The sequence below is a fragment of the Marivirga salinae genome (assembly GCF_030503855.1).
GTDB classification, from domain to species: Bacteria; Bacteroidota; Bacteroidia; order Cytophagales; family Cyclobacteriaceae; genus Marivirga; species Marivirga salinarum.
Genome location: NZ_CP129971.1, coordinates 2,114,778 through 2,140,727, shown reverse-complemented (window position 1 = coordinate 2,140,727; position 25,950 = coordinate 2,114,778). Strand labels below are relative to the sequence as shown.

The window sequence follows — 25,950 nt, the reverse complement described above, 5'->3', positions numbered from 1 at the left end:
TGAATTTTAATTATTAAAGGCAGTAAAACTAAATGTTTTTGAGATAAAAGAAAACATTGAAGCCATTCTTAAAGACAAAGGTTAAGTTCACTAACGCTTTTAAACAAAAAAACCGAAGAAGATTAACTCCTTCGGTTCTTAAACTTTAACCTTAAACAATTAAGATTTTTATAGCTGTAATCAATACGATTTATTGATAAATTAAATCAAATCGATCCAACTTCATGACTTTGTCCCATGCTGCTACGAAATCTTTCACAAACATTTCTTTAGAGTCCGATTGAGCATAAACTTCTGCTAAAGCTCTTAACTCTGAATGTGAACCAAACACTAAGTCTGCTCTAGTTCCTATATATTTTTGTTCACCTGAACTTCTATCTTTCCCAATGAATTGCTCTTTTGTATCATCGGTTGGCTCCCAAACTGTGCTCATATCCATAAGATATACAAAGAAATCATTGGTCAATTGATCTTTTTTATCAGTTAATATCCCATGATTAGAGCCATCATAATTAGCACCTAAAGCTCTCATTCCACCTACCAAAACAGTCATTTCAGGAGGAGTTAAAGTCAATAATTGAGCTTTATCCACTAATAATTCCTCAGTAGAAACAGAATATCTGGTTTTCAAGTAATTTCTGAATCCATCTGCCATTGGCTCTAGTAAATTCATGGATGTTATATCCACTTGTTCTTGCTTGGCATCCATACGGCCTGGAGTGAATGGTACTTTCACATTGTAACCAGCATTAGCAGCTGCTTTTTCCACACCAGCAGCACCAGCTAATACAATCAAATCAGCCATAAACACTTTTCTAGCACCTGAAGTTTTATGGAATTCATTTTGAATACCTTCCAAAGTGCTCAATACTTTTTGTAATTGCTCAGGATTGTTCACTTCCCAATCTTTCATTGGAGCTAATTGGATATGAGCACCATTTGCTCCTCCTCTTCTGTCAGAATCTCTATAAGTAGATGCTGAAGCCCATGCAGTTGAAACTACTTCACTAATGCTTAAATCTGAATTCAGTATTTGAGTTTTCAATTTTGCAATATCATTTGCATTGATCAATGGATGATCTACAGCAGGAATTGGGTCTTGCCAAATGAAATCTTCTTCTGGAGTTTCAGGCCCCAAATAAGTGGTATTTGGTCCCATATCTCTATGCGTTAGTTTGAACCATGCTTTTGCAAATGCTTCATTAAATAGCTCAGGATTCTCTAAGAATTTACGAGAGATTTTGGCAAAACCTGAATCGAATCTTAAGGACAAATCTGTTGTAAACATGGTAGGCTTAAGCTTCTTAGTAGAATCAAAAGCATCTGGAACCATCACTTTAGGATCTTTAGCCACCCACTGATGAGCACCAGCTGGGCTTTTAGTTAATTCCCATTCGTGCTCAAATAAACTTGTGAAATAACCATGACTCCATTTTGCAGGAGTTGTTGTCCAAGTAACTTCCAAACCAGAAGTAATGGCATCTTTACCTTTACCTGATTTGTAAGAGCTTTTCCATCCAAAACCTTGTTCTTCCATGCCAGCACCTGCAGGTGCATCACCAACATTTGAAGCATCACCAGCACCATGTGCTTTTCCTAATGTATGTCCACCAGCAATTAAAGCAACTGTTTCTTCATCATTCATTCCCATTCTTCCAAATGTTTGTCTGATGTCATAAGCTGCTAATACAGGATCAGGATTTCCATTTGGTCCTTCAGGATTCACGTAAATCAAACCCATTTGGACTGCTGCCAGGGGATCTTCTAATTCTCTATCGCCAGAATAACGCTCTTCATCGCTTAACCATTCTTTTTCTGAACCCCAATAAACATCCAATTCTGGTTCATACACATCTTCTCTACCACCAGCAAAACCAATAGTTTGGAATCCCATGTCTTCCAAAGCTACGTTTCCAGTTAAAATCATTAAATCAGCCCAAGAAATTTTGTTGCCGTATTTTTGCTTGATTGGCCATAACAATCTTCTGGCTTTATCTAAATTGGCGTTATCTGGCCAGCTACTAATAGGGTCAAATCTTTGCTGACCTGAGCGTGATCCACCTCTACCGTCACCAGTTCTGTAAGTACCCGCACTATGCCAAGCCATACGAATCATGAAAGGTCCGTAATGTCCATAATCAGCAGGCCACCATTCTTTTGAATCTTTCAACATCGCAGCAATGTCTTTTTTCAAAGCAACATAATCTACACTTCTGAATTCTTTCTTATAATCAAAATTCTTATTTAAAGGATTAGATAATTCAGAATTTTGTCTCAAAATGCTTAAATCTAATCTATTTGGCCACCATTCGCTTAGCTGGCTTGCCTTCATTGTGGACCTGCTTTTTTTAGTCGCTCCGGAATAGCCGTCTGCTTCTGCTGTTTTTTCGCTATCATTTTGACATCCTGTAAACATGAATCCAAAAATGAAAGCCAATAATATTGTAGTCAGTCTTTTCATATCGTAATAAGTTAAAAATGTGAATTTCTGATGTAAAACTAGAGAATTATATGTTGCTACATACTATAAGTTTTATTGATTTTTTTAATTGCATTATTGATAATATCTATAGATAAATATGACTTGAATTTAAAAATGAGTAGATGAATTAAGCTTAGATAATCAAAGTAGATTTTTCAATTTGAGAAGACAGTAGGAAATTAGCAAACTAAAAAAGGCATCCACTAGCCTGCGGATGCCTTTTAAATAAGTTAGTAATCAAATATTACTTCAATTCGAATCTGTCTAAGTTCATTACTTTATCCCAAGCCTTAATGAAATCTTTAACAAATTTCTCTTTTGCATCATTTTGAGCATATACTTCAGATATTGCTCTCAGTTGAGAATTAGAACCAAATACTAAATCCACTCTAGTACCTGTCCATTTCTTTTCTCCAGATTTTCTATCTTTTCCTTCGAAGACATCATCCTCTTTTGCAGGGGCCCATTCTGTATTGATATCCGTAATATTAACAAAGAAATCATTAGTCAATTTCCCAGGACTGCTAGTTAAAACTCCATGCTTTGAATTATTGTAATTGGCATCCAATGCTCTCAAACCTCCAACCAAAACAGTCATTTCAGGAGCACTTAACTCTAATAATTGTGCTTTGTCAATCAACATTTCCTCATCAGGAACTGTAAAAGCTGCTCTTCTATAATTTCTAAAACCATCTGCTTCTGGCTTCAACCATTCAAAAGATTCAGCATCTGTCAATTCCTGGGTAGTATCTGCACGACCAGGAGTGAAAGGAACTTCCACATTATGACCAGCATCTTTTGCTGCTTTTTCCACTGCTGCACAACCCCCCAATACGATTAAATCAGCTAAAGAAACCTTTTTATTTCCAGACTGAGCACTATTGAATTTATTCTGAATATCAGTTAGTGTATTCAATACTTTAGATAACTGAGCAGGCTGATTTACCTCCCAGTCTTTTTGAGGAGACAAAGCTATTCTTGCGCCATTTGCCCCACCTTTTTTATCTGAACCTCTAAAAGTTGAAGCAGATGACCAAGCCGTATAAACCAATTCAGAAACAGAAAGACCAGTTTCTAAAATCTGCGCCTTTAGCTCTTTTACATCCTGATTGTTGATTGTTTCATAATCAACTGCTGGAATTGGATCTTGCCAGTCTAAATCTTCCTCTGGAACTTCTGGACCTAGATATCTCACCTTAGGCCCCATATCTCTGTGAGTTAATTTAAACCAAGCCCTTGCAAATGCATCTGCAAATTCTTCAGGATTCTTATGGAAATGTTCGCATATTTTGCGGTATTCAGGATCTACCTTCATGGCCATATCAGCGGTAGACATCATAATACCCACTTTCATCGAAGCATCTTCTGCGTCAGGAGCTTTATCTTTATCTGCTAAATTTTTGGGGGTCCATTGATGTGCACCAGCTGGACTTTTAGATAATTCCCAATCATAGCCAAATAAAACATCAAAATAGCTCATATCCCATTTTGTAGGAGTTGGAGTCCATGCACCTTCTAAACCACTTGTGATGGTATCTCTACCTTTTCCACTTTTATGACTACTAATCCACCCTAAGCCCATTTGCTCCATTGGAGCTGCTTCTGGTTCTGGTCCTACTAAAGCTGCATCACCAGCACCGTGAGTTTTACCAAATGTATGACCACCAGCAGTTAAGGCCGCTGTTTCATAATCATTCATCGCCATACGCTTGAAAGTCTCTCGAATATCATGAGCTGATTTCTGCGGGTCAGGATTACCATTCTGGTCCTTCGGGATTTACATAAATCAATCCCATTTGAACTGCAGCTAAAGGATTTTCTAAATCTCTTTCACCAGTGTAGCGATCGTTGCCTAACCAGGTATCTTCTGCTCCCCAATAAATATCTTCTTCAGGCTGGAAAATATCTTCACGTCCACCGCCAAAACCGAAAGTTTTGAACCCCATTGATTCAAGAGCAACATTTCCAGTTAAAATAAATAAGTCAGCCCAAGAAACGCTATTTCCATATTTTTGCTTGATAGGCCAAAGTAGTCTTCTGGCTTTATCTAAATTACCATTATCTGGCCAACTATTGACAGGGGCAAATCGTTGATTACCTGTTCCTGCACCACCACGACCGTCACCAGTTCTGTAAGTACCAGCACTATGCCATGCCATCCTAATCATGAATGGACCATAATGACCATAGTCAGCAGGCCACCAGTCTTGGGAAGTAGTTAATACTTCTTCAATATCTTTTTTGAGCTCAAGTAAATTTACTTTTTTAAAAGCTTCAGCATAATCAAAATCTTCTCCTAATGGGTTGGATTTCGAAGAATGTTGATGTAAAATCCCTAAGTTCAATTGGTTTGGCCACCAATCTTTATTCATAGAGCCATTACCACCGATTTTGGTATTACCGCCATGCATAACAGGGCACTTTCCCACATCTCCGAGATTATTCATATGTTCCATAGTTAAAAAAATTATGTTTGATTTGAGATAGTAATTTACAAATATTAATTGATAATTTTTATTTATATTTTCTATAATTATATAGACATAAACTATAAATTAGGTTTTACTATTTCCTCTTAAGATAAATAATATTAGCTGTATTCAAAAGAATAAAATCATCATAAAGCAATAGTAAGTTTTAATGATGATTTTAGTCATAGTAAATGATTAGCGAGAAAAAAATTAATTAATTCTTCTACAATCAAACCAACAAAATTAAATTTTAATTGCTTAGAACTTTCAAAGTAAATGGTATGAGTGCCATAATCATGGCATGTTCGTAATAGGCCTTTCTATCAATTTCGCCATTGGTCAAAATCCCAACAGCACCATCTTTTTGTTTTGAATTAGTGCGACCAAAATAAATATCATCTGCTTCTCCAAGTTCAATTCCTGACCGAACTAACTTAGCTATGGCTTCTGGCAAATAAAATACTGCAGTTTGCGCCTGATTTGAAATAGATTTTGAAAGCACCACTACCCAAGCAAAGGCTTGCATACCAAATTCATCATCATGAACTCCTCCTTCAATTCCAACCCAAAAATCAGCTTCTGGATATTTAATTTTTGCGTTATTTGCTCGATTTTGAGCGCCTTCTTGAGTTTCCTTATGCGTCATAGGTTGATCATTGACATCAGAAGGGACGGACACGCCTTCAAATTCGAAAGAATGCTCAGGGAACTTTCTTTGGAAACTTGCTTTGGTTGCATCTATTTTAACCGGGTTTTTGGAGGCTATGATTACTTTTATTGGCATAGGCATATTCAAATATTATTTAATTGCAATTAATCGAATTATATTAGCTTTCCCATTATGAAAATTACCTTCAGATAAATTTGTTTCCAAACTTTCCAATTTCACTATTTTCAAATCTTTAAAATCTGCTTTTAAGAGATCTTCTGTATAAAGCATCTCTATATTTTTTGGGCCGCCTGAATCATTGCCCAATTGTTTGGGATTAAAGGCTTCCAAAATAAGCTTCCCTCCTGGCTTCAGCCATTTTATTGCTTTCTGATGAGCAATTTTTCTTAATTCAACTGGGAAATGAGCATAAATGAGCGCTACTACATCCGCTGAATTTTCTTTGAATTCTTTTTCATGAATATCGGCCACTTCATAATGTGGATTTACTCCTTCCTGTTTGGCCAAAGCAAAAGCTTTTTCTTTGGCGGAGGCACTATAATCAAAAGCGTTAACTTGCCAACCTAATTTGGCTGCAAAAACAGCATTTCTACCTTCTCCATCACAGGGTAAAATAATTTTACCTACTGGTAAATTTTCTAATTCTTTGCGAAAGAATTCATTGGGTTCTGTACCATAAATGAATTCATTTTTCGCATATCTTTCATTCCAAAATTCTTTCATTTATTAGATTTCAATGCCTGAATTTTAAAATCCAGACTTCATTTTTAAATTAATTTTGAGGTAAAAAAAGTTTAGTCCCAGCCAATATTTGAACATCATCTATATGACCTGATGCCAAGCTATTTTCATTTACAAAATGTAAATGTGCTCTGCTGCCTTTATGGGTATAAAGTCCTTCTTCTTGGCTATTAGCCCAAACCCCCACTATTTTCGCATTAGACTTTTCAAGCTTAAATTTTCTTTTGGCTTTTTGATGAGCTTGAGGTCCGTGCATCCCCGCCCCTTCTTTAAACATGATATGATAATCCAAATCTTCGACCTGAGCTTCCATATAAAAAGGAAAAGACTTTTCAAGATCTAAACCCTTTTCAGTTGCTTTTTCTCGAATATAACTTTCAATGTTTTTGAGCCCTTTTATTGATTCTTCAACTTCAACAGCACTATATACATCAGCACTGCCGTAAGCTAGAAAAACTGCCTTCACTACAGAATCTTTTCTGTAAACTGCATGATCATTTTCAATAGTACCCGTATAAACCACACCATTAAAAATGGTGATTTCGCCTTTCAAATTTTCAATTGGACCTAATGCCATTAATCCTTTTTTATTTTTAAGGCTATCTAAATCAGCTTTAGCAGAAAAATCTTGCTCTTGCATCATAATATCTCTACCTCCAGCATATTTCAGCCAATAGGATTCTTTATCTTCTGATTGTGAACAGGAGATTAAATGGGCTACTATAAGTATTATGAATATTCTTTTCATTTTAGATTAGTGGTTAGGTTATATACTAATTTTAATTAAACTCGAAACACTAAAATTAAAAAAAGCCGGCATTAACCGGCTTTTTTTTACATTCTATTTTTTCGGAATATAGCAATTTCCATTGGAGCAGTTTCCTCCACCACAACCTTGATTGAGCAAAGCCAAAAAGGTAAAAAGTGCCCCTATGCTTCCTGCGAATATTTCTGACTCTGTGATACCTACAAAAACTAGATATAGTCCTATAGCCAACCTAAGCCAGCGCATGAAAGTCCAGGGAGTATGTAAAATAGTTTTAATCATGCTATTTTTCTATTGAGTGAAGTCCAGGCTCCACCATTATACACTTTTTCATAGCCTTTAGCCTTCAAAAGACCTTTGGCACGACCACTCCTCATACCTGAAGCACAACAAGTGATAATGGGCTTATCTTTATTTTTCAATTTTGATAAATTAGAGGAGATACTATCCACAGGAATATTAATCGCATGTTTGATATGCCCTCCCTGAAATTCTCCTTTTGTTCTCACATCTAAAATGATAGCACCCTCATCTGCTAATGCTTTCAAGTCAACTGCTGGACCTAAGCCGAATAATTTTCTAAGGAAACTCATAGGGCCATTGCATAATTTTCAGCTGCAAACCAAGAACCACCATTATGGCATTCTATTCCTTTAGATTGCAAAATTTGTTGTGCCATTCCACTTCTGTTACCTGAAGCGCAACACAAAATAATTTCGCCATCGATTTTGCTAATTTCATCTACTCTTCTTTCGATTTCATTCAATGGAATATTCAATGCACCTTCTGCATGTCCCATTCCGAATTCTCCTTCTGACCTTACGTCAATTATTGTTTTATTTGAATTTTTCATTTGTATCTTCTTTTTTGAATTACAATGCTAAGTAACGGACTTTCAGTGGATAGGATAGTAACAGATGTTACAAACTAGTTGGAATATAAAAAATTTGAATTTATGGTGCCTTTTGACATACAACGCTATGGCTATGATGAGTGGGGCTTAGAAACTACTAAGCTTGCCATCTGCACACTGCCACAGCAATTATTAAAATTACAAATTGTGGCTGACTTTCCATGTACCTCCAAACTTTCCTGACTGATGAAACCCCATTCATTCATAGGTAGTGTTATAGCTTAATTTTTTATTTCTTTTTCTATTGCCTTCTAATATTCTCTCCCTAAGCTTTAGGGATGATCTTTCGATTGTAATGTGCAAAAATAAACCAACAATTATTGCAGCAACTATACATATCCCAAACGTTAAATTTGGATTAAGATCTAATTCACGATTTATAATTACATTTCTTATTATATGAAATATTAATTTGTGAGTTAGATAGATAGAGTATGATAGTGTTGCGATAAGGAAGGTAATCTTAGATTTTATTTTATAAAGAATACAAGCTGGACTCAAAGCAGCTATTACAATAAAGCCATATGCGATCGAAATTAATGGAAAACCATAAACTGCATTATTAAATGAAATTAGATTTTCATTGATTTGAAATGACAATAAAAACAGAATGATTCCCAAGACAAGAAAGTAGTTCCCTTTATTTCTTAAGAATTGCTTAGTTTTTGGTTTGAATGTAAAAATGGCAGCAATGCTTATTCCAACCAGCAATCCATCCATTCGGCTATAACTTGGATAATAAATTTTTTCAAAAAAACTTCGAGCCATTTCTCTTCCCTTATTGATATCTATAAGCGGTTGAACATACTCATTCCAATTATAAACCCTAAGTAGTAATCCTAAAAATACAAGTCCTATTATTAAATATCCCGCTCTGGCTTGAAGTCTCATTGCAAAAAGGCTCAAAATTACAATAGGAAGTAAAAGGTAAAATTGTTCTTCAATACAGAGCGACCAAGCATGAGAGAATGAGCTTGAATTTTCGACCTCAAGTCCTATGTTTTGTGTGAACGTTAAATATTTCCAAAGTGGTGCCATACCAGACCCTTCTCTCATATCTGGAAGTAAATAATACAAAAGCAATACCGCTAAGTAGGCTGGAATAATTCTGAAAAATCTTTTTATATAGAAATTTCTAAATGATATGTCATTGTTTTTTTTGTACTCTTTTAGTAACTGAGATCCAATTAAAAATCCACTTAAAACGAAAAATAAATCTACACCTGACCAACCTATATTTTTAATGGGCTCTAGCCATTCTGGGGCTGGGTAATAGTGAAATATCATTACAATTATAATTGCTATTGCTCTAAGATGATCAAGCCCGTGCAATCTTGCATTATTTGAATCAAAGATCTTTTTCACTTTAAGTTAGTATGTTATGGAAATATTTATTGAAAGATTAGCTATAACAATTGAATAAAGTTCACCTCAAGATACACTTATTCACTAATATCACGAAATAAATATACCTGATACAGGTATTCCGTTTATGTTTTTAATAAAATATATATTTTCTATGGAAATTATGAGTTCAATAGTTTTTAAAAAGCAACAAATCAAAGCTTTTGAAGCTATAGATTGCAACATGCTGCTTACTTTTATTTAGTTCCTTCAAGCTTCTTTTGCAATTCAATATTAATTTCTTGACTAATAATGTCAATTAATTCTCCATTCTCATAGTCATACTTTTTAATGACAGTAGGTTCAGAATACTCATCAAATTTTCCGTCTTTGTTATGGTCAATTCCAAATTTTATGATTAAATCTTTACTGTTTTCTACAAAATCAACTTCTGAAACGTCTGCATTCTCAAGCTCTATCTCTTTCAGATCTTTAGTTTTCAAGGAATAGATGAATAGCGTTTTATGGTCAAGTTGATTAATAACCCCATCTTTGTAAGTGTCTTTTGAAGATGCTTTAAAGAATATTAAAATTTCATCAGAAAAATATGCTGTCTGAATACTCTCGAAATTAACCCTGTCCTCAAAGAGTTTATCAATATTGTGATTTTGGTAATCGTAAATAAGAAGGTTGTTAAAGTCACCATAATACTTCTGAGAATATTTCTTACCTAAACTGTAATCATTACTTAACTCCATTAAATACTCTTCTTCTATGAATTCTTCACGATTGAGGGTTTTATGAGAAACTGGAATCATATAAATCAAATTCAGGGAGTCAACCAACTTAGGAGTTTCATAAGAAATCAACTGCTTTCTTTTGTTTTGCTTCTGTAATTCTACAATTTTCTCATCTGATAATATCCCGTCATCATGCCTGTTGTATCTATAGCTCCTACCTATTTCATCTATTGCAAAAACTGTTAGTAATATTAGGCTAATGATTGCGATTAAAAGTAATAAAGTACCCAAAACAGCAAGTATCTTATGATTATAATTTTTAATCTTTTGTATATTCATTGTCTTTCATTTGCTAAATAAAGTAACTGTTACATATAATTATTAAACCTTAAAAGTAAACAATCATTTAAAATAATGTACCTACTAGTATAATTCTCCTATTTTAACAAAGTCAATAGCAGTTTAAGAGACCAAAATTTCATCATGATTTGAAAATTGTATTTTTTCTCCACAATTCAATTATTAATCTCTAAAAAACCATTTTTATCCCCAATCTCATTTAATGAAAGTGAATTTTACCGTATATTTGCAAAATACAAAAAGCACTTTTCGATGATTCAAAGAATTCAAACCATATTTTTATTAATTGTAGGTCTTGCTATGCTGGTATTTTTATTTGCGCCATTATGGCAAAAAGTGGATACTAACTCTGGAGCATCTTACACTTTAACCGCTTTTTACCTCGAAACCGTTACATCTCCCGAAGAAGGTGTAAAGAATGAATTTAGTCCTTATGTAATTCCAGGCATTTTGGGACTTTTGTCTGTCTGTGTTTCTTTTATAGCTATTGGAATGTACAAAAAGAGAATGCGCCAAATTGTGTTTGCCACAATTAACTCCCTTTTAATCGGTACTGCATTAGGTCTTTCAGCATATTGGGCAACCCAAGCCGAAGGGAATTTCTTACCAGGCATTCAAGGTTCTTATAGTTATGGCTTATTTTTACCTGCTATCTCCCTGGTATTCAATTCACTTGCAGTGCGATTTATCAGGAAAGATGAAAGATTAGTTCGTTCTATGGACAGACTGAGGTAGTTTCATTATTTCCAAGTCAGGTATTCTTACATAAAGGCAATAATTAGATTAATGATGAGTCATTAAAAAATTAAGTTAAAATTAATTTTTTCAATCTTACAATTCAAGAATTTCACATATTTATGAAATTCTTGAATTGCTAAGTCAAAAGTTCATAAATCCCGTTTAGGGTTGAAGAAACTTATTTATTACATTTGACCTCAATATCATTACGATCTATGAAGAAAACCAAAAAGCCTATACTATTCAATATCATACTGTTACTCCTCCTCTCTTCATGGGCTAAGGCACAAAAAACTCAATCTTTTGATAGTACTTACACTATAAATAATACAAAATATTTAGCGAAATACGATTTTTACCTTAGCGGTACAGACACTATTTACAACGGTAATTTTGAACTATCTCAACAATTTGAAAATCAAGAAGATACATACGAGTATCTAACTGTAGAGGGCGAGTTTAAAGAAAATAGAGCAGATGAATCGTGGAAATTAACGGAAGGAGCTTTTGAACCAACCGGAGATGGGTATTATAAAGATTACACTTATTCCTATGATGTAAATGGTCATGAATTTATGGCTGTTGGAAATTTTATAGTTGGTAAAAAAACAGGAGCTTGGAAGCTTTATGATTGGAAAATTCGTGATTCAAAAATAACAGACACTACTTTAACAGCAACCATAAATTTTGAAGACGATAGAGCCAAAGGTAAATTCCAATTAAATATTGAAAATAATATTTTAGAAGGGGAATTGGGAGATAAAGAACTGACTCAAGGAGTTTGGTCATTCTATAAGTTAGATGACAATACTGATCAAAAACTAGTGAAAGAATGGGTATTTGAAGATAATATCCTGACAGCTATGCGCCTTTATAGAGATGAGGAAGTACAGGAAATCAAAATCAATGATCCTGACAGCATTAATTTATCTGAAGAAAGCATTTCACTGGATGCAGAATTTTTGCAAATTATTGAACTTAAAGCCAGAATTTATGATGAAGAACTACTAGTGAAATATAAAGAGGAAGACAATATCAGTAATTTGTTTTTTACTTTATTGGATAATTTGGATTTGGTTGACAACACCTTCTCCCCTATTATTAAAAGCAATATAAAACCCTCCATCTCTAGTAAGTTAAATGCATCCACAATAAATGAAAAGGAGAAGGATCTGCTCAAACAAATAAAAAGCAAACTCGAAAAGAATCTTAAAAAAACCGAATCCATTTTAAGCAATCCTCAAATTAATATAGCAAGTGTATCAACTAATAAAGTGGCTGAATTCGAAAACGTATTAGAAGACATAAACAACTATTTTTTAAAGCCTACACAGGAAATTCTTTCTTTATATGAAGATGGGCAACTCAAGTTTTTCAATAGAGACCAATTGCTTCAATACAAAATTGATCTTAGTAATAAATCCTCTATAAATAGTGTTTTCAAATCTGATTCTCTATCCAGTAAATATGAAATTCAATCTGATTTAAGTTTTTCAACTAATCAAAGTAATCTATCCAAGCTTTCTAGCTTTATGAATGCTTTGGAAGAAGAATTGAAACTTATAGAAGAAAACCTCCAAGAATATTTACAGGAAATTCAGGAAGAAGAGAAATTAATGGAGTTAGAGAAAGCAATGTTGGTTAAATATGAAAAGACTAAATATTTGGCGGACTCATTAATTACGGGCGAACATGATAATTTTGCAGGTATAGATGTAGCGCAAGCTATAATTGATTTTGCTGATGAAGAACTAGCGGCCTACTCTAACCTTCCAACAATTGAGGATAAAATGGGGGCTATTGAGCCACTAATCAATTGCTTTAGCCAAACTGAAGAGTTGATTTATACCATAAATAAAGCTCCAGAAAGTATCTATAAAATAAACGAAGCTTATACAAAGGAAGTGTTTAACCCTTATACATATACTAATATGGAGGAAAAATCAAAACCTCCTATTTACAAAGCTTTCAATAAATTACTACTACCTGGCATATTTCAAAACATGCAAAATTTAACTTGTGATAATATGAGAGCTTATCAATTTAATTTTAAAATATTATATGATGAGATGATTGAAGTGCTAAATGAAAGCAACACGAACAGGATGGAAAGAAAGGTGAAAAGGGCAAAAACTCCCAAAAAAGCATCTGAAATATTAGAAATGGATTTAAGCTTTTAATGGGATGAGAAAAATTTTACTAATCATATTTTTAGGCTCTTGCTTCAATATTTCAGCTCAGGAACTAGAGTCAGAATTTGAGGAGCTTGGCACCAATATGTGGCTCAGCTCCTATAATAAATTCAGGATAGGTGAAAAATTGTATTGGGCGGCAGAAATGCACTACAGAAGAATTGGGAATTCAGAGAACCCTTTTGTGGATAGAATGGCCCAAATTTACAATCGTCATGGTCTAAACTATGTTGTATCTCCCAATTTTAACTTTACTGTTGGAGGTGTATTTAGATTAAATTTCACACCAGAACAAAATAATCCAGAATACGATCCTCTTTATATTGAACCCAGGATTTGGCACCAATACCTTTTCGTATTGCCCTTTCCTAGATTTATGCTTTATAACCGAATCAGGATTGAGCATCGATGGAAAAGAGGAGCAGCAGTTACTAATGATGAATTCAAATTTGGCAACCGTTGGAGGTATAATTTCTATATGAAAATTCCTATCAATGGAGATAAATTAAAACCAGGCACTTTTTACGTTTCTCCAAGTATGGAATTGATTATGCAAAGTGGAAAAAATATAGTAGGAAGCTTTGTAGAGGATTTAAGATTGTATGGAAATATTGGGTACATAGCGAGCCCAAGAGTAAGTAGTTCATTCGGATTAATGTACACAACAGGACAAAATTTGAATGACCCCACTCTTTACAAAAGAAGAATTATTTTAAGATTAAGCACCTATATTTCTTTGGATTTCAGAAAAGAAGAGCAAAAAATACCAACCATTAAACTTTCAGACTAAGCCCCATGAAAAAAGTTAAAAACATATCATTTTACCTAGCTCCCATCATTATTATAGGCTGCTTAATTGCTATTTTTTTAGTCAGTAAAAGGAAAAATCACTTTAAAGAAGAGGCACAAAGCCAAGCCGAAAAAATAGAAACCTTTCAGCAACAAAGTGCCTTATATCGCCAAAAATCAAAAGCTGATGAATTTTTCATAGCTGGGAATTATGATGATGCAATGGATATTTATCTGAAAATTGAAGATTCTATAGATGATAGAAGCTTTATGGTAAGTAGAAAAGCAACCATAGCAAGATTCAACTCTTTGCGTTCTGAATTGGATAGTACCCAAACCATGAGTAGTTCTCAAATTGCAAGTATGGAACTAAAAATGGATAAAAAAATAGGTGAGGTGAAAAATGAATATGAGGAAAAAATTGAAAATTTAAAAGAAAGATTTGATCAAGAAGTTTCCTCACTAAATAATACCATCGCTCAAAAAGAGAAAGAAATTCAAAACAAAGCCGAATTAGGAAGACTAACTTTCTATAATGCCAATGGAACCAAAATAGCTTATTTTGGAGAGGTGAAATTCGGTAAAGCCAATGGTGAAGGAGTGGGGCATTACAGCTCCAATAGTGTATATGACGGTGATTGGAAAAACAATATGAAGCACGGTAAAGGAACCTATAAATGGGTTGACGGCCATAAATATGTGGGTGAATACCAGAATGACAAAAGAGAAGGAACCGGAACGTATTATTGGAATACAGGTGAAAAATACGTGGGTCAGTGGAAAAATGATAAAAGAAATGGACAAGGCACCTTATTCGATAAAGACGGAAATGTTAAATTGGAAGGTGATTGGAATAATGATGAGTTGGTGCAGTAATATCTATTTACTTACCAAGCCATTCTTTTACTTTTTCCATCTTTACTTTTCCATACAGCTGAAATAGCATAGAAAAAGGAAGCTCCCTATTGTTAGCAAAATCATTTTCATAGGATTGCAGAGGCACAAAACTGTAATTAAATCTCCCTCCTATAGTGTAATTTTCATTTAGGTCATATTCCAAACCGAAAACTGTAGCATAATCCATTGCACTTACTCGTCCGCTCAGACTTTCTTTTTGTTCCTGCCCATTAATAGAATATTTGTAATTTCCTCCTAAAAAAATGGAAGGCTGAATCCCTAAATTTAGAGTAAATTTTTCATCCAGAAGGATTCCAAACATAATGGCGAAATCAAAATAATAAAGATTAATATTATTTTGGTTCACACTATCCCAATTCCACGATCCTTTTTGTGAAAACATTGCTTCCATCTGAACAAATAGCTTTTCAGTAGCTCCAAATTTCTTATAGCCACCTAGTTGAAGTCCTGGCTTAATACTACCACTTCCCTGTCCGTTAATAGTTGAAAATACAGCACCCGCTTTAAGCCCATAATCCTGAGCCTTCAATTTTGTAGGCTTATAAACTAACCAAATGGTCACTAAGGATGTAAAAATTATAATTTGCTTTATTTTCATACTTAAAATATCATCACCTAAGCTAAATTGAAGGGATCAATCCTCTCAAAATCAGTGCAAATCTAAAAATTATTGTTGAGCAAATACCTTTTTCAAAATATCATTTATTCTTGCTGAAGGATTTTCTCTAATCTCTTTTTCCTTTAACGCAATTTTTTGGAACATCCCGTCCAAAGCTCGTTCTGTCACAAATGAGGCTAAATCTTTTTCATTGATTGGGCTTAGGTTCAAGGCATTAATTATATCCTTACGCTCAACATCATTGTAAGTCTTCACAAAAGTAGAGTATAATTGCTCACTGCTTTTATTATAGACAATAGGATCATCCAATACATTTTTAATATCCGGTTTGAAAGCATTCACTAACTGATTAAAAGTTTTATCTCGTAAATAAGAAGTGGCTGCATTATCCGACCCTCTTAAAATATTAAACCCATCTTGAACAGTCATAGAAGTAATGGCATTAACAAAAATAGGCTTGGCTTTCACGACTGCTTTTTCTGCAGCGCGGTTTAAACTGACAATCATTTCATCCTCTATTTCTTTAATGAATTCATCATAAACCTTTCTTCCAGCCGATGTAGATTTTAATTGTGAAATAGCGGATTGTAATTCAGAAGGTAATAATATTTTAACTGCTTCATCTCTTAAATAGCCATTGGTAGCAGCTAATTGATCTACACCTGCTTTCGTTCCTACTTCCAAGGCTGATTTCAATCCTTGTATTACTTCTCTTTCAGTCAATTGACCCGTTTGGGTTGGGTCATAATCTTTTGCTACCTGTTTTAATACATCACATGAATTAATGGTGATTATACAAAAAATGGCAAGGAAAATTAGAGCTATTCGGTTCATAATATGATATTTTTTCAGTTTATGCAATCTACGCATAATTTTTCTGCCAAGCTGACAGCAAAAGAAGATAATATTACAACTGGAATAGGAATTGATGATTGGCAAGAGGTAATTAAACAGAGCCTATTTGGTAAAATATCGGATAACTTCACAACTATCTGGAAGTCAATACCAATTGGCAAATAATCGTGATATAAATTATTAGATTTCAAATAAAAAAGTAAACAAAATGCAAGAGAAAGGTAGTATTTCGATCCATTCGGAAAATATTTTCCCAATAATTAAGAAATTTTTATACTCTGACCATGAAGTGTTCCTTCGTGAGTTGGTTTCCAATGCAGTTGATGCCACTCAAAAAATCAAAAGCCTTGGTACGCTAGGTGAATATGATGGCGATTTGGGTGATTTAAGTATCGAGATTAAAATAGATAAAAAGAATAAGACTTTGCATGTCATCGATAAAGGTATCGGGATGACAGGCGAAGAAATTAAAAAATATATTAACCAAATTGCCTTTTCTGGTGCCACCGAATTTGTGGAAAAATATAAAGAAAAAGGTGAAGGTTCAGGAATCATCGGCCATTTCGGTTTAGGTTTCTACTCTGCTTTCATGGTAGCAGATAAAGTGGAAATAAAGTCTTTATCAAGAGAGAAAGATGCTACTCCTGCTCACTGGATTTGTGATGGAAGCACAGAATTCGAATTAAAAGACGGTGACAAAAAAGAAAGAGGTTCTGAAGTCATTTTGCACATCAATGAAGATTCAGTAGAATTTTTAGAAGAGCATAGGGTCAATGAAATTTTGACCAAATATTGCAAATTCTTGCCTGTTCCTATCATTTTCGGAGAAACCGAAGAAACCATTAAAGAAGGAGAAGGCGATGATGCAAAAGAGAAAAAGGTTAATGTTCCAAAGGTAATCAATAACACTACTCCTCTTTGGACTAAAGCCCCAGCTGATTTAACTGATGAAGAGTATAAAGACTTCTATAAAGAACTATATCCATTTAGTGAAGAACCATTGTTCTGGATTCATTTGAATGTTGATTATCCGTTCAATTTGACAGGGATTTTATATTTCCCAAAAATCAAGAATGATTTTGATATTCAGAAAAACAAAATTCAGCTTTACTCTCGCCAGGTATTCATTACCGATGAGGTAAAAGATGTAGTGCCTGAATTCTTGATGCTAATGCATGGGGTTATTGATTCTCCAGATATTCCATTGAACGTATCGAGAAGTTACTTGCAATCTGACAGTAATGTGAAGAAAATCAACAATCATATTACAAAGAAAGTGGCAGATAAACTGGCTGAGCTTTATAAAAATGACAGAAAATCATTTGAAGAGAAATGGGATAGCGTTGGCCTTTTCGTGAAATACGGTATGATGAGTGATGACAAATTCTATGACAAGGCTCAAAAATTCTGTCTTTTGAAAAGTATAGAGCAATATAAGCACTTTACTTTAGATGAATACAAAGAAAGTATAGCTGGAAATCAGACGGATAAGGACGGAAATGTGACCATTTTATACGCCACTAATCCTGGTAAGCAAGATGCTTATATCACTTCTGCTCAGAAAAAAGGCTATGATGTCGTTTTATTGGATAGCCCAATAGATAGCCATTTCATCAATCAATTAGAGCAGAAATTGGAGAAAACCAATATGAAGCGAGTGGATGCTGATATAGTGGACAAATTGATTGATAAGGACGAAAAAGCGGAAAGCGTATTATCTGATGATGAAAAAGAAAAGCTGAAAAAGGTTTTTGAAGAGGCTATCAATAATTCATCTATGACGGTGGCTGTGGAAGCTTTATCACCTGATGAATTGCCAGTTTCCTTGACTATGCCTGAATTTATGCGCAGAATGAAGGATATGCAACAAACAGGTGGCGGAATGCCTTTCATGGGCGGAATGCCAGATCAGTATAATTTGACCATAAATGCGAATCATAAAATGGCTTCTAAAATATTGAAGGCTGAGAGTGAAGAAGCTCAAAAAAATATCGCCAAGCAGAATTATGATTTAGCCTTGCTTTCTCAAAACATGCTTAATGGTAAAGATTTAACTAACTTTATCAGCAGAAGCGTGGAGATGATGGAGAAATAATTACGAATTAGGAATTTGATAATTACGAATTTTGAATCTTAATTCGTAATTCGTAATTGAAAAATTAATAATTATTATAGACAGCCCGGAATTTTCAATAACTTCGGGCTGTTTTCGTTTTGGATAATATGAAGAAATTCTTACTAATATCGACCCTAATTTTTGTCTTGCCATTTGCAATATTGGCTCAGGAAGAAGAAAATCCTCAGGATACTATCCCTACTCCTTCCGATACTATCAAAAAGACCTTTCAATTTTTAGATGGTGCACCTGTAACTATCGACTTGAATGAAGAGGAAGAGGAAGAAGAGGAAGAGGATGAAAAAAAGAAGGAAAAGAAAAAACGTAACTTTTACTACGATAAAAAAGTACGGAAAAATTATACATTATCAGGCTATGGAAATAATGTAACCCGTGAGTTATTTAATTATCTTAAAAAAGAATATGTGGAGCCAGATCCTTATGTTAGGGATTTTTATTGGTACGATTTTAAAAGAAAAGAAATCAGAAGTACCAAAAACGCAGATCCTAAATTCGCAGGAATTCTCCATGGTCCTTATGAAAAACTAAAAGATGATCAGGTGATTGAAAAGGGAATGTTCTGGAACGGATTAAAGCATGGAAGATGGATGCGCTATGATAATAACGGAATCCTTTTGGACAAACTCACCTATTTTAAAGGCTGGCCCATAGATTCTAAAATCACATATTATGATGAAGAGAAAAGAGAGCATGTAAAGGAAGTGATACCGATTGAACATGGTGAAAAAGAAGGTACTTATCTTTATTTCCATAAAAACGGACAAGTGGCTGTGCAGGGAGAATATCGATTTGATCAAAAAGTAGGTCTATGGGCTGAATATTATGATCAAAGAAGGAGAAGAAAGAAAACGATTCAATATGGAAGGGATCCATTCAATAAAGAATTTGAGCCCTATATCAATCAAGAATGGAATGCAAAAGGTGATTTAGTATATGATCGTGAGAACTGGAATCGTAAATTTGCCTCCAAATGATTAAAAATTTACTTCTAATTGGGATTGGCGGTGGATTGGGAAGTATAGCGCGTTATATTACTACTAATTTATCTCAAAAATACTTATCTAATTTCCTTCCTTATGGAACGCTTATATCCAATATCTTAGGCTCATTATTGATAGGCATATTTTTAGCGTATTTAATTGAAAATCCCTCCCAAAACTTCAAATTATTATTGGTAACAGGTTTTTGTGGTGGCTTTACTACTTTTTCAACTTTCTCTTTTGAGAATTTTAGCTATCTACAAAACGGTCAAATGGGATTGTTTTTGTTGTACGGATTTGGAAGTATAGCTATTGGATTATTGGCTGTTTTTGTGGGCTTTAGTCTGGCTAAATTAATTTGATAGTAAACTCAAATAAATCTTTTCCAAAGTTTAAAACTTTGGAAAAGATTTCAATAACTATTAATTACCTCCAGCACTCTTTTCTTCTACTTCCTTCTGCTCAGGAATAAGTTTATTTAAGCGCTCTAGTTCAGCTTTAGCCTCTTCATTTTCAGGATTTAAGGACACAATCTTTTCATATCCTTTAATAGCTTCAGTATAATTCTCCATTTCAACCAATAACTCTGCATAACTATCATGAACTCTCCAATTACCTGGATAATAATAGGTGTTAAATTGAAACACTAATAGTGCTTCCTTTTTCTTATCAGCAGCAGAAAGTACATGCCCCAAGGTATTTAACTCAGCATAACGACCTACTTTGTAATAAGCAGTTCTGTAGATATTATTAATGTCTTTATAGACCTCATCCATGCTCATGGTATCAAAAACTTGCAACATATAAGTAGCACCACGATAATTAGGAGCTGATGGATAACCCAAAGCAATTTGGGCAACATCAGTTAACAAATCAGTGTTGGGCGACTCTACAATTCTTGCATATTCTTTTCCATCTTCTTTAAATATAAAGGTAGGCACTCGATGAATATTTAAACCCTCCTCTTCACCATTAGGGCCTTGTTTGTAATCATCACCGGAACCGTAAAGGGCAGTGAATTTCAGTTGATCTCTACTCAATCCCAACTCATCCCATAGCTTTAAAAACTGAGGAACCCATTCCTGGCTATCCCCACACCAAGTTCCTAAATAAATTTCTACTGAATCATCATTCAAGTTTTTGACCCAATCATAATCTGCTTTTTCGAGTGTAAAAGCATCGTAGCTTTCATTATACCAACTAGAATAGGTAGTATCTTCTTTCAAATAATCAACTGGGAATTCTCCCCAGATATGCTTATCTCCTTCATCAGTATTGTAGAATTGGATTTCTTGAGCTTTTAGAGCGCTGATAGTAATGATAACGGTAATGGCAAAGGTTAATAGTCTTTTCATTATTTCTTAAAATTTATGATTGGAATAATTTAAAATACTAAAGTAAACATAATGAATTATTTTGACTTTAGAATATTGTTAAATATATACATAAGGTGAATTATTGTAAGTTGTTTAGAAAATTTTCTAAATACATTTATAATTCGTGATTCAAAATATTCAATAGATCTATTATTTATCCATTAAGTGATGTCCAGCACTAAATCGGAATTCAAGTTATTCGCTAAAGTTTTTGCTTGCTCGACAGCCTTAACCTTCTTTGAGTATACAAATGAAAGCACAGGTTTAGGGGCATTCGAATACATCAATACTTTGAAAATGGTTACTTTTCTTGAAAGAGTCGGACTTATTCCATTCGGTATATTAGTACTTGTAGAAGTACTTGAAATTACTCTTACTACTGAGATATTTGGAAATGCGGTCCATTTGCCAAAAACATAACCACTAATTGAAGTATATTCCTTTACTCTTTTTCCGCTAAAATCAATAAGGGTTCCGCTATATGATGACACAATTACAAACCCAACGATTAGAACCCCAATCCCTAAAGCTAAACTTTTTTCTATAGAACTTCCATTTTTAAAAAGCACTGGACTCATTAAGGCAAATAAACCTGCAATTATCAACAATATCCCTAGAAGATGTGGTCCTGATGTCAGATTTCGTCCTTTGTAATTAAAATTGTTCATAGCAAGTCACTTTTAGTACTTAAAATTCAACTTATTAAATCGAAATTATGAGGTAAGAAGCATGAATTCATATTTTACACTAAAATATTTTATCGAAAGATACCCCATTGAATTTACAAATGCCCTGTTTATCACTAACGAACCAAAGGTTTCCTTCGCTATCTTCAAAAATGGAACACACCATGGAAGTAAATTTCAATTCTAGTTTGGTGTCAATTTCACTCTCTTTTGATTGGAGGTCGCTATGAGCAAATTCTACCATTGACAGGTTAGCAGTAGAATTTTGATTTGAACAAGACAAGCAGGAATGTTAGAGACAGCGTTAAATTGTAGTGTATTATTCTATTCGGTTTCATTTTGGAGGGTTGCGGTAGTTTATTTTAGATTGTTAATCAGTTGAGTGAAGTGCGGATAATAAATTCTTCCCCAGCTAGGATTTTTTTCAAATTGAAAAATCTCTTTAGTTTTAGAATCGTAAACAACAGGAATTGAAAATCCAGCCCATTTTTTTCCTGACTTTAATTTTTTACAGTAGTCCTTGGCTTTATCCGAAATATTATTTGAAATCAAAATAGATATTACTCCTAAGCCAGATTGAAATCCCCTGGGCCAACCTTTATAGTTCTGCTTGGAAAATTTAAACGATTCATACAAATGTTTCTCCATTAAACTTTCATCTATTTCTTTATCCCCAAAGTGAGTTACAACAATGAAGGTATTCAATTGTGTCGCGATCCAACTCCATTTAAACTTCTTCTCATAACCAATCACACTAATATTACCTAGTATATTCTCTTCCGAATGATAAATAGAGGATTCAATGAGTATCGCTTTAATTGATTCAATATTCATTCTGATTTATATTAATGCGAAGTTAAATTGCGTTTGCTACACTTCACTGATAAAATACTAAAGTAGCGAAGCCAAACCACAATTATTGAAAGGTAAAAGAAGAAAACCATCCTGATTGCTTGACCTATATCCAAATGGAACAGTTGTTTAGCTTTGTGGCGATTCACCTCTTTACTAGAAGCACTAAGCAAATACTTTTTTAGCAAATGTTAGCTGTGTTTTAATAGCTTAACATTAGTCTTAAGATTATAAAAGGAAGTATCGAAATGAAAAAATTTAAGAGAGCAATACCATAACTAAATTTCTGTACTATCGATAACCCAATAATAAAAAAACTGAACGTAAGTATCCATATAGCATAATGAAATAATATATTAATATTATCAGTTGAAGGTTCTTGACCGATAATTAATAGTGTCAATTGATAAATGACAATTAAACAAGCAGGTATATAAGATAAGGCATTTACATTGGCTATCTCCTTTCTACTAGCTTCACCGTTCCAAATATTTCCTACAATCTTAATCATCCATGGTTGAATCAATCCCATAAAGAGAAATACTAAACCAATTGTGAATGGAGTAAGAAAAAGGTATACTAATATTTTTGTTGTCAGGGAAGAATCAGCACCTAAGACTTGAAAAATGTCTTGTCCAACATTGAGTGCCAAAGAAATGCCTAATACGACAAATGGAAGTTTGTAGACTGACTTAGAAGGTCTTTCTTTGAAAAACAATCTGAATGTTTCTTTTGGTTTTGTCCAAATTGATAAATAGGGATTTTGCATAGAAATTTATTTTAAAAATAACGATTAGTACATGTAATGTAAGCGATTAGGAAAATCGAACCTTTAGGTTATGCATAAAGTTCGAAACGAGTCTAAAACCTTTTTTTACTACTATTTCGCCTATTTTTTATATGCATTGTAAACGGTTAGTGCTTTTATTCATCTTTGTTTTTGTCAATCAAATTTGCCATATTCTTATTAAATGAAGGTAAGTTATTACCTAAAACTGAAAAGAACTCTATATCGGTATTTTCAACAACTATCAATGCTTTTTGTAGAATTTCTGCACCTTCATTTGTCAATTTAATTACTTTGGCTCTTGTGTCAGTTGGGTGCTCTTGTCTATGGATAAATTTCTTTTCTTCCAAGGTTCTCAAAACCTTGGAAACCATCATTCTGTCCGCATTTCCTTGATTTGCAATATCCACTTGTGTTACAAAATCATTTTCTCTTGAAAGCCAACCCAATGATGCCAAAAGCACAAATTGTGTATGTGTCAAATTCAAAGGGTCTAAAATTTTCTTTTGTTTGCGTTGCCATAATAAAGTTAGATTTGCCAATAAATAACCTGGACTTTCATTAGGGCTTTTAAACTTAAATTCTATTTTTTCAGGCATAAGTGTTTTCTAACATTTGGTTTGAAATTAAATCGAAGTCGTGTTTGTTAACTTCAAAGAAACCAGAGCGGAATGGATAGCCCCATTTTTGTTTGTTTTTTATAAATTCTAAGCTGTCAATTAATGGTAATATAGAAATATCTTTACTTTCAAAAAAAGTTATGTTTCTTCTGAAAGGACAAAAGTCTTTGGTCATTTGAAAAGAATAAACTTCGTCATCTTCAACCTCCCCAATTGCAGTGAATTCTTGGCATTTTTCGGGTTTTCCAAAACTTTGTTTTCCCGAATAATAGATAACAAAGTCTCCCTTTTCCATTCTACGCAATGGTGATGCTTTTCCGTGGCAGGCTTGAGCGATTCCTTCGGCTATTCCTGTTTTTACGTGGTCCTTTGATGCAACAATTATCCAATATTTGTTTTCTCTACTTCCCATTTTTCAACTATTTGTTTGTTCCAAAAATGTGAGCTTGTAGCCGTCCAAATCTTTTATGTGCAAAGCTTTTCCAAAAGGTGTTTGCATAATGTCGCCCAAAATTGTGACTCCATTTTGTTGTAGACGAATTTTTAAATCTTCAATTTTTTCGTCAATGGCAAACCAAACCGAAACTCCGTTCCCAAGTTCTTGATTTTCAATACTTCCAATGGGTGTTCTTATGGCAAAGCTGGCTTCTCCTTTGTTAAATTTGAAAATTGTTGCTTCTGGATTATTCATTTCAGAAAGTTCAAACCCTAATTTTTGAGTGTAAAACTCTGTGGATGCTTTTAAGTCTCTCACTTGTAAAGATGCAAATTCTAATCGTCTCATTGTAAATATATTTTTGTTGTCGTAAATATAATATACGCGACAACTAAATACAACTTTTTTTTTTGAATTAACTTATTTTGAATTCGATTAGTCTGTTAGTGAAATGTTGATTTTGCGCGTTGTCTTACATTACCGCTAAGGGTCTCGTGTATGAGCAGTAGCAGTTTAGAATAAATAGTGTAAATTTATAGAACAAACGGTTGGCTGGAATTCTTATGGCTTTTCATAACACATAATGTTGTAGACAGTGATTTTTTTCATTTTCCAAGTTTTAATATTCTTATTGCTCCTTGAATTACCAAACCAAAAACGATTGTCCCGATTATCAAGTCAGGCTTATTAGAGTTTAACCAATTTACCAAAACTCCAGCTGTTATTACTCCCAGATTGATAACCACATCATTTGAAGTGAAAATCATACTTGCTTTCATATGAGCTTCGTCCTTACTCTTTGAATTTTGCAGCAAATACAAACAAATTCCATTTGCGATAAGTGCGAAAATCGAGACAACTATCATTGTCGAAAAGTCAGGTAGTTTTTCTGCTCCAAAAAACCTTCTTAATACTTCTACAAATCCGATAATCGCAAGCGTTATTTGAAAATAACCAGCAAGCTTGGCTATCCGCTTTTTTCTTGACAAAGTTCCGCCAACCGCAAACAGACTGATCCCATAAACAAACGAGTCTGCGAGCATATCCAAACTGTCAGCAACTAATCCCATTGATTTTGAAATTAGTCCAGATGTCATTTCAATAAGGAAAAAGGAAAAATTGATTCCAAGTACTATCCAAAGTAGTTTTCTCTGGTTTGTATTTTCTTTAAATTCTGTTTGATTGGTTTGTTCTGTTGAAATTTTCTTTCCGCCTAAATTCAATTCGAGAACGAATTTTTCGATTTGGTCAATTTCTCCTCTGTGAAAAACAGTCAATTTTCGATTAGGAATGTCAAAGTCCAAATTCGCAACACTCGAAATTCCTTCCAGTTTCATTCGGATTAGGTTTTCTTCCGAAGGACAGTCCATTTTGGTAATCTCAAATATAGTTTTGTTCATTTACTGTTTTTTTACAGTACCCCTATTGGCTACAACATTAAGAATATAGGGCTTTGGGCTCTTCAAGGCTCCAAGCCA

The 25,950-nt window shown here is 33.8% G+C and carries 27 protein-coding genes and 1 pseudogene; 8 read left to right on the top strand and 20 right to left on the bottom strand.

The features are described from left to right. Positions 1-190 precede the first annotated feature (190 nt). From katG (QYS49_RS09070) to QYS49_RS09025, 10 genes and pseudogenes are all read right to left on the bottom strand, one after another. Complete coding sequence (katG, locus tag QYS49_RS09070; RefSeq protein ID WP_372587676.1) at positions 191-2,416, bottom strand: catalase/peroxidase HPI; 2,226 nt, start codon at positions 2,414-2,416, stop codon at positions 191-193. 310 nt (positions 2,417-2,726) lie between these two features. After that, positions 2,727-4,938: pseudogene (gene katG, locus QYS49_RS09065) on the bottom strand (catalase/peroxidase HPI). A 265-nt stretch (positions 4,939-5,203) separates the two neighbouring features. After that, entirely contained in the window at positions 5,204-5,737 is a 534-nt protein-coding gene (gene yjjX, locus QYS49_RS09060; protein WP_308351480.1) for an inosine/xanthosine triphosphatase, read from the bottom strand. 15 nt (positions 5,738-5,752) lie between these two features. Beyond that, positions 5,753-6,346, bottom strand: coding sequence for a class I SAM-dependent methyltransferase (locus QYS49_RS09055; RefSeq protein WP_308351479.1), 594 nt, complete (start codon positions 6,344-6,346; stop codon positions 5,753-5,755). A gap of 49 nt (positions 6,347-6,395) precedes the next feature. Next, entirely contained in the window at positions 6,396-7,112 is a 717-nt protein-coding gene (locus QYS49_RS09050; protein ID WP_308351478.1) for an acetolactate decarboxylase, read from the bottom strand. Positions 7,113-7,205: 93 nt separating this feature from the next. Beyond that, positions 7,206-7,412, bottom strand: a complete 207-nt coding sequence (locus tag QYS49_RS09045) for a hypothetical protein (protein ID WP_308351477.1) — start codon at positions 7,410-7,412, stop codon at positions 7,206-7,208. Further along, positions 7,409-7,723, bottom strand: coding sequence for a rhodanese-like domain-containing protein (locus QYS49_RS09040; RefSeq protein ID WP_308351476.1), 315 nt, complete (start codon positions 7,721-7,723; stop codon positions 7,409-7,411). The genes QYS49_RS09045 and QYS49_RS09040 overlap by 4 nt, the downstream gene beginning before the upstream one ends. Then, positions 7,720-7,983, bottom strand: coding sequence for a rhodanese-like domain-containing protein (locus QYS49_RS09035; RefSeq protein WP_308351475.1), 264 nt, complete (start codon positions 7,981-7,983; stop codon positions 7,720-7,722). The genes QYS49_RS09040 and QYS49_RS09035 overlap by 4 nt, the downstream gene beginning before the upstream one ends. A 258-nt stretch (positions 7,984-8,241) precedes the next feature. Next, positions 8,242-9,408 (bottom strand): acyltransferase family protein, encoded by a 1,167-nt coding sequence (locus QYS49_RS09030; protein ID WP_308351474.1) that lies wholly within the window; start codon positions 9,406-9,408, stop codon positions 8,242-8,244. A 236-nt stretch (positions 9,409-9,644) separates the two neighbouring features. Continuing rightward, entirely contained in the window at positions 9,645-10,466 is an 822-nt protein-coding gene (locus QYS49_RS09025) for a hypothetical protein (RefSeq protein WP_308351473.1), read from the bottom strand. Positions 10,467-10,739: 273 nt separating this feature from the next. On the opposite strand from QYS49_RS09025, the gene QYS49_RS09020 reads away from it, so the two are divergent. The 4 genes from QYS49_RS09020 (at position 10,740) to QYS49_RS09005 (ending at position 15,082) form a co-directional block, all read left to right on the top strand. Then, entirely contained in the window at positions 10,740-11,222 is a 483-nt protein-coding gene (locus QYS49_RS09020; protein ID WP_308351472.1) for a DUF4293 domain-containing protein, read from the top strand. A gap of 218 nt (positions 11,223-11,440) precedes the next feature. Continuing rightward, the gene (locus QYS49_RS09015; protein ID WP_308351471.1) at positions 11,441-13,405 is read left to right on the top strand and encodes a hypothetical protein; all 1,965 of its coding nucleotides are present in this window, start codon (positions 11,441-11,443) and stop codon (positions 13,403-13,405) included. Between the two features lie 4 nt (positions 13,406-13,409). Next, positions 13,410-14,207: a DUF2490 domain-containing protein gene (locus tag QYS49_RS09010; RefSeq protein WP_308351470.1), complete on the top strand. Its 798-nt coding sequence runs from the start codon at positions 13,410-13,412 to the stop codon at positions 14,205-14,207. Positions 14,208-14,212: 5 nt separating this feature from the next. After that, the gene (locus QYS49_RS09005; RefSeq protein ID WP_308351469.1) at positions 14,213-15,082 is read left to right on the top strand and encodes an MORN repeat-containing protein; all 870 of its coding nucleotides are present in this window, start codon (positions 14,213-14,215) and stop codon (positions 15,080-15,082) included. Positions 15,083-15,089: 7 nt separating this feature from the next. Here QYS49_RS09005 and QYS49_RS09000 read toward each other — a convergent pair whose 3' ends face one another. Both QYS49_RS09000 and QYS49_RS08995 read right to left on the bottom strand, forming a co-directional pair. Next, on the bottom strand, positions 15,090-15,722 hold the full coding sequence (locus QYS49_RS09000; protein WP_308351467.1) for an outer membrane beta-barrel protein: 633 nt from the start codon (positions 15,720-15,722) through the stop codon (positions 15,090-15,092). A 69-nt stretch (positions 15,723-15,791) separates the two neighbouring features. Next, positions 15,792-16,577 (bottom strand): DUF4197 domain-containing protein, encoded by a 786-nt coding sequence (locus QYS49_RS08995; RefSeq protein ID WP_308351466.1) that lies wholly within the window; start codon positions 16,575-16,577, stop codon positions 15,792-15,794. A gap of 3 nt (positions 16,578-16,580) precedes the next feature. Here QYS49_RS08995 and QYS49_RS08990 point away from each other — a divergent pair, with 3 nt between their 5' ends. The 4 genes from QYS49_RS08990 to crcB all read left to right on the top strand — a co-directional run bounded on the left by QYS49_RS08990 (position 16,581) and on the right by crcB (position 20,077). Further along, on the top strand, positions 16,581-16,763 hold the full coding sequence (locus tag QYS49_RS08990) for a hypothetical protein (protein WP_308351465.1): 183 nt from the start codon (positions 16,581-16,583) through the stop codon (positions 16,761-16,763). A 43-nt stretch (positions 16,764-16,806) separates the two neighbouring features. Next, on the top strand, positions 16,807-18,693 hold the full coding sequence (gene htpG, locus QYS49_RS08985) for a molecular chaperone HtpG (protein WP_308351464.1): 1,887 nt from the start codon (positions 16,807-16,809) through the stop codon (positions 18,691-18,693). A 128-nt stretch (positions 18,694-18,821) separates the two neighbouring features. After that, on the top strand, positions 18,822-19,709 hold the full coding sequence (locus tag QYS49_RS08980; RefSeq protein WP_308351463.1) for a toxin-antitoxin system YwqK family antitoxin: 888 nt from the start codon (positions 18,822-18,824) through the stop codon (positions 19,707-19,709). Continuing rightward, positions 19,706-20,077 (top strand): fluoride efflux transporter CrcB, encoded by a 372-nt coding sequence (crcB, locus tag QYS49_RS08975; protein ID WP_308351462.1) that lies wholly within the window; start codon positions 19,706-19,708, stop codon positions 20,075-20,077. The genes QYS49_RS08980 and crcB overlap by 4 nt, the downstream gene beginning before the upstream one ends. Before the next feature lie 60 nt (positions 20,078-20,137). Here crcB and QYS49_RS08970 read toward each other — a convergent pair whose 3' ends face one another. The 8 genes from QYS49_RS08970 to QYS49_RS08935 all read right to left on the bottom strand — a co-directional run bounded on the left by QYS49_RS08970 (position 20,138) and on the right by QYS49_RS08935 (position 25,872). Beyond that, a complete protein-coding gene (locus QYS49_RS08970) occupies positions 20,138-21,070 on the bottom strand; it encodes a hypothetical protein (protein WP_308351461.1) in 933 nt (310 codons plus the stop codon). 182 nt (positions 21,071-21,252) lie between these two features. Continuing rightward, positions 21,253-21,759: a hypothetical protein gene (locus QYS49_RS08965; protein WP_308351459.1), complete on the bottom strand. Its 507-nt coding sequence runs from the start codon at positions 21,757-21,759 to the stop codon at positions 21,253-21,255. Between the two features lie 375 nt (positions 21,760-22,134). Beyond that, entirely contained in the window at positions 22,135-22,611 is a 477-nt protein-coding gene (locus QYS49_RS08960; RefSeq protein WP_308351458.1) for a hypothetical protein, read from the bottom strand. A gap of 220 nt (positions 22,612-22,831) precedes the next feature. Beyond that, complete coding sequence (locus QYS49_RS08955) at positions 22,832-23,398, bottom strand: hypothetical protein (RefSeq protein WP_308351457.1); 567 nt, start codon at positions 23,396-23,398, stop codon at positions 22,832-22,834. Positions 23,399-23,553: 155 nt separating this feature from the next. Then, complete coding sequence (locus QYS49_RS08950) at positions 23,554-24,015, bottom strand: MarR family winged helix-turn-helix transcriptional regulator (RefSeq protein ID WP_308351456.1); 462 nt, start codon at positions 24,013-24,015, stop codon at positions 23,554-23,556. After that, a complete protein-coding gene (locus tag QYS49_RS08945) occupies positions 24,008-24,448 on the bottom strand; it encodes an EVE domain-containing protein (RefSeq protein WP_308351455.1) in 441 nt (146 codons plus the stop codon). The genes QYS49_RS08950 and QYS49_RS08945 overlap by 8 nt, the downstream gene beginning before the upstream one ends. Positions 24,449-24,451: 3 nt before the next feature. Further along, positions 24,452-24,820: a VOC family protein gene (locus QYS49_RS08940; RefSeq protein WP_308351454.1), complete on the bottom strand. Its 369-nt coding sequence runs from the start codon at positions 24,818-24,820 to the stop codon at positions 24,452-24,454. Positions 24,821-25,077: 257 nt separating this feature from the next. Then, positions 25,078-25,872, bottom strand: a complete 795-nt coding sequence (locus QYS49_RS08935) for a cation efflux transmembrane domain-containing protein (protein ID WP_308351453.1) — start codon at positions 25,870-25,872, stop codon at positions 25,078-25,080. Between the last annotated feature and the right edge of the window lie 78 nt (positions 25,873-25,950).

What these genes read in the sequence shown, in the direction of transcription:
- QYS49_RS09040 (WP_308351476.1), bottom strand. Translation starts at nt 7,723, where the DNA reads ATGAGTTTCCTTAGAAAATTATTCGGCTTAGGTCCAGCAGTTGACTTG.
- QYS49_RS09025 (WP_308351473.1), bottom strand. Translation starts at nt 10,466, where the DNA reads ATGAATATACAAAAGATTAAAAATTATAATCATAAGATACTTGCTGTT.
- QYS49_RS08950 (WP_308351456.1), bottom strand. Translation starts at nt 24,015, where the DNA reads ATGCCTGAAAAAATAGAATTTAAGTTTAAAAGCCCTAATGAAAGTCCA.
- katG (WP_372587676.1), bottom strand. Translation starts at nt 2,416, where the DNA reads ATGTTTACAGGATGTCAAAATGATAGCGAAAAAACAGCAGAAGCAGAC.
- QYS49_RS09020 (WP_308351472.1), top strand. Translation starts at nt 10,740, where the DNA reads ATGATTCAAAGAATTCAAACCATATTTTTATTAATTGTAGGTCTTGCT.
- QYS49_RS09050 (WP_308351478.1), bottom strand. Translation starts at nt 7,112, where the DNA reads ATGAAAAGAATATTCATAATACTTATAGTAGCCCATTTAATCTCCTGT.
- QYS49_RS08970 (WP_308351461.1), bottom strand. Translation starts at nt 21,070, where the DNA reads ATGAAAAGACTATTAACCTTTGCCATTACCGTTATCATTACTATCAGC.
- QYS49_RS08935 (WP_308351453.1), bottom strand. Translation starts at nt 25,872, where the DNA reads ATGAACAAAACTATATTTGAGATTACCAAAATGGACTGTCCTTCGGAA.
- htpG (WP_308351464.1), top strand. Translation starts at nt 16,807, where the DNA reads ATGCAAGAGAAAGGTAGTATTTCGATCCATTCGGAAAATATTTTCCCA.
- QYS49_RS09015 (WP_308351471.1), top strand. Translation starts at nt 11,441, where the DNA reads ATGAAGAAAACCAAAAAGCCTATACTATTCAATATCATACTGTTACTC.
- QYS49_RS09035 (WP_308351475.1), bottom strand. Translation starts at nt 7,983, where the DNA reads ATGAAAAATTCAAATAAAACAATAATTGACGTAAGGTCAGAAGGAGAA.
- QYS49_RS08960 (WP_308351458.1), bottom strand. Translation starts at nt 22,611, where the DNA reads ATGAATATTGAATCAATTAAAGCGATACTCATTGAATCCTCTATTTAT.
- QYS49_RS08980 (WP_308351463.1), top strand. Translation starts at nt 18,822, where the DNA reads ATGAAGAAATTCTTACTAATATCGACCCTAATTTTTGTCTTGCCATTT.
- QYS49_RS08965 (WP_308351459.1), bottom strand. Translation starts at nt 21,759, where the DNA reads ATGAACAATTTTAATTACAAAGGACGAAATCTGACATCAGGACCACAT.
- QYS49_RS08945 (WP_308351455.1), bottom strand. Translation starts at nt 24,448, where the DNA reads ATGGGAAGTAGAGAAAACAAATATTGGATAATTGTTGCATCAAAGGAC.
- yjjX (WP_308351480.1), bottom strand. Translation starts at nt 5,737, where the DNA reads ATGCCAATAAAAGTAATCATAGCCTCCAAAAACCCGGTTAAAATAGAT.
- QYS49_RS09005 (WP_308351469.1), top strand. Translation starts at nt 14,213, where the DNA reads ATGAAAAAAGTTAAAAACATATCATTTTACCTAGCTCCCATCATTATT.
- QYS49_RS08955 (WP_308351457.1), bottom strand. Translation starts at nt 23,398, where the DNA reads ATGCAAAATCCCTATTTATCAATTTGGACAAAACCAAAAGAAACATTC.
- QYS49_RS08940 (WP_308351454.1), bottom strand. Translation starts at nt 24,820, where the DNA reads ATGAGACGATTAGAATTTGCATCTTTACAAGTGAGAGACTTAAAAGCA.
- QYS49_RS09000 (WP_308351467.1), bottom strand. Translation starts at nt 15,722, where the DNA reads ATGAAAATAAAGCAAATTATAATTTTTACATCCTTAGTGACCATTTGG.
- QYS49_RS09045 (WP_308351477.1), bottom strand. Translation starts at nt 7,412, where the DNA reads ATGATTAAAACTATTTTACATACTCCCTGGACTTTCATGCGCTGGCTT.
- QYS49_RS09010 (WP_308351470.1), top strand. Translation starts at nt 13,410, where the DNA reads ATGAGAAAAATTTTACTAATCATATTTTTAGGCTCTTGCTTCAATATT.
- QYS49_RS08990 (WP_308351465.1), top strand. Translation starts at nt 16,581, where the DNA reads ATGATATTTTTTCAGTTTATGCAATCTACGCATAATTTTTCTGCCAAG.
- QYS49_RS09055 (WP_308351479.1), bottom strand. Translation starts at nt 6,346, where the DNA reads ATGAAAGAATTTTGGAATGAAAGATATGCGAAAAATGAATTCATTTAT.
- QYS49_RS08995 (WP_308351466.1), bottom strand. Translation starts at nt 16,577, where the DNA reads ATGAACCGAATAGCTCTAATTTTCCTTGCCATTTTTTGTATAATCACC.
- crcB (WP_308351462.1), top strand. Translation starts at nt 19,706, where the DNA reads ATGATTAAAAATTTACTTCTAATTGGGATTGGCGGTGGATTGGGAAGT.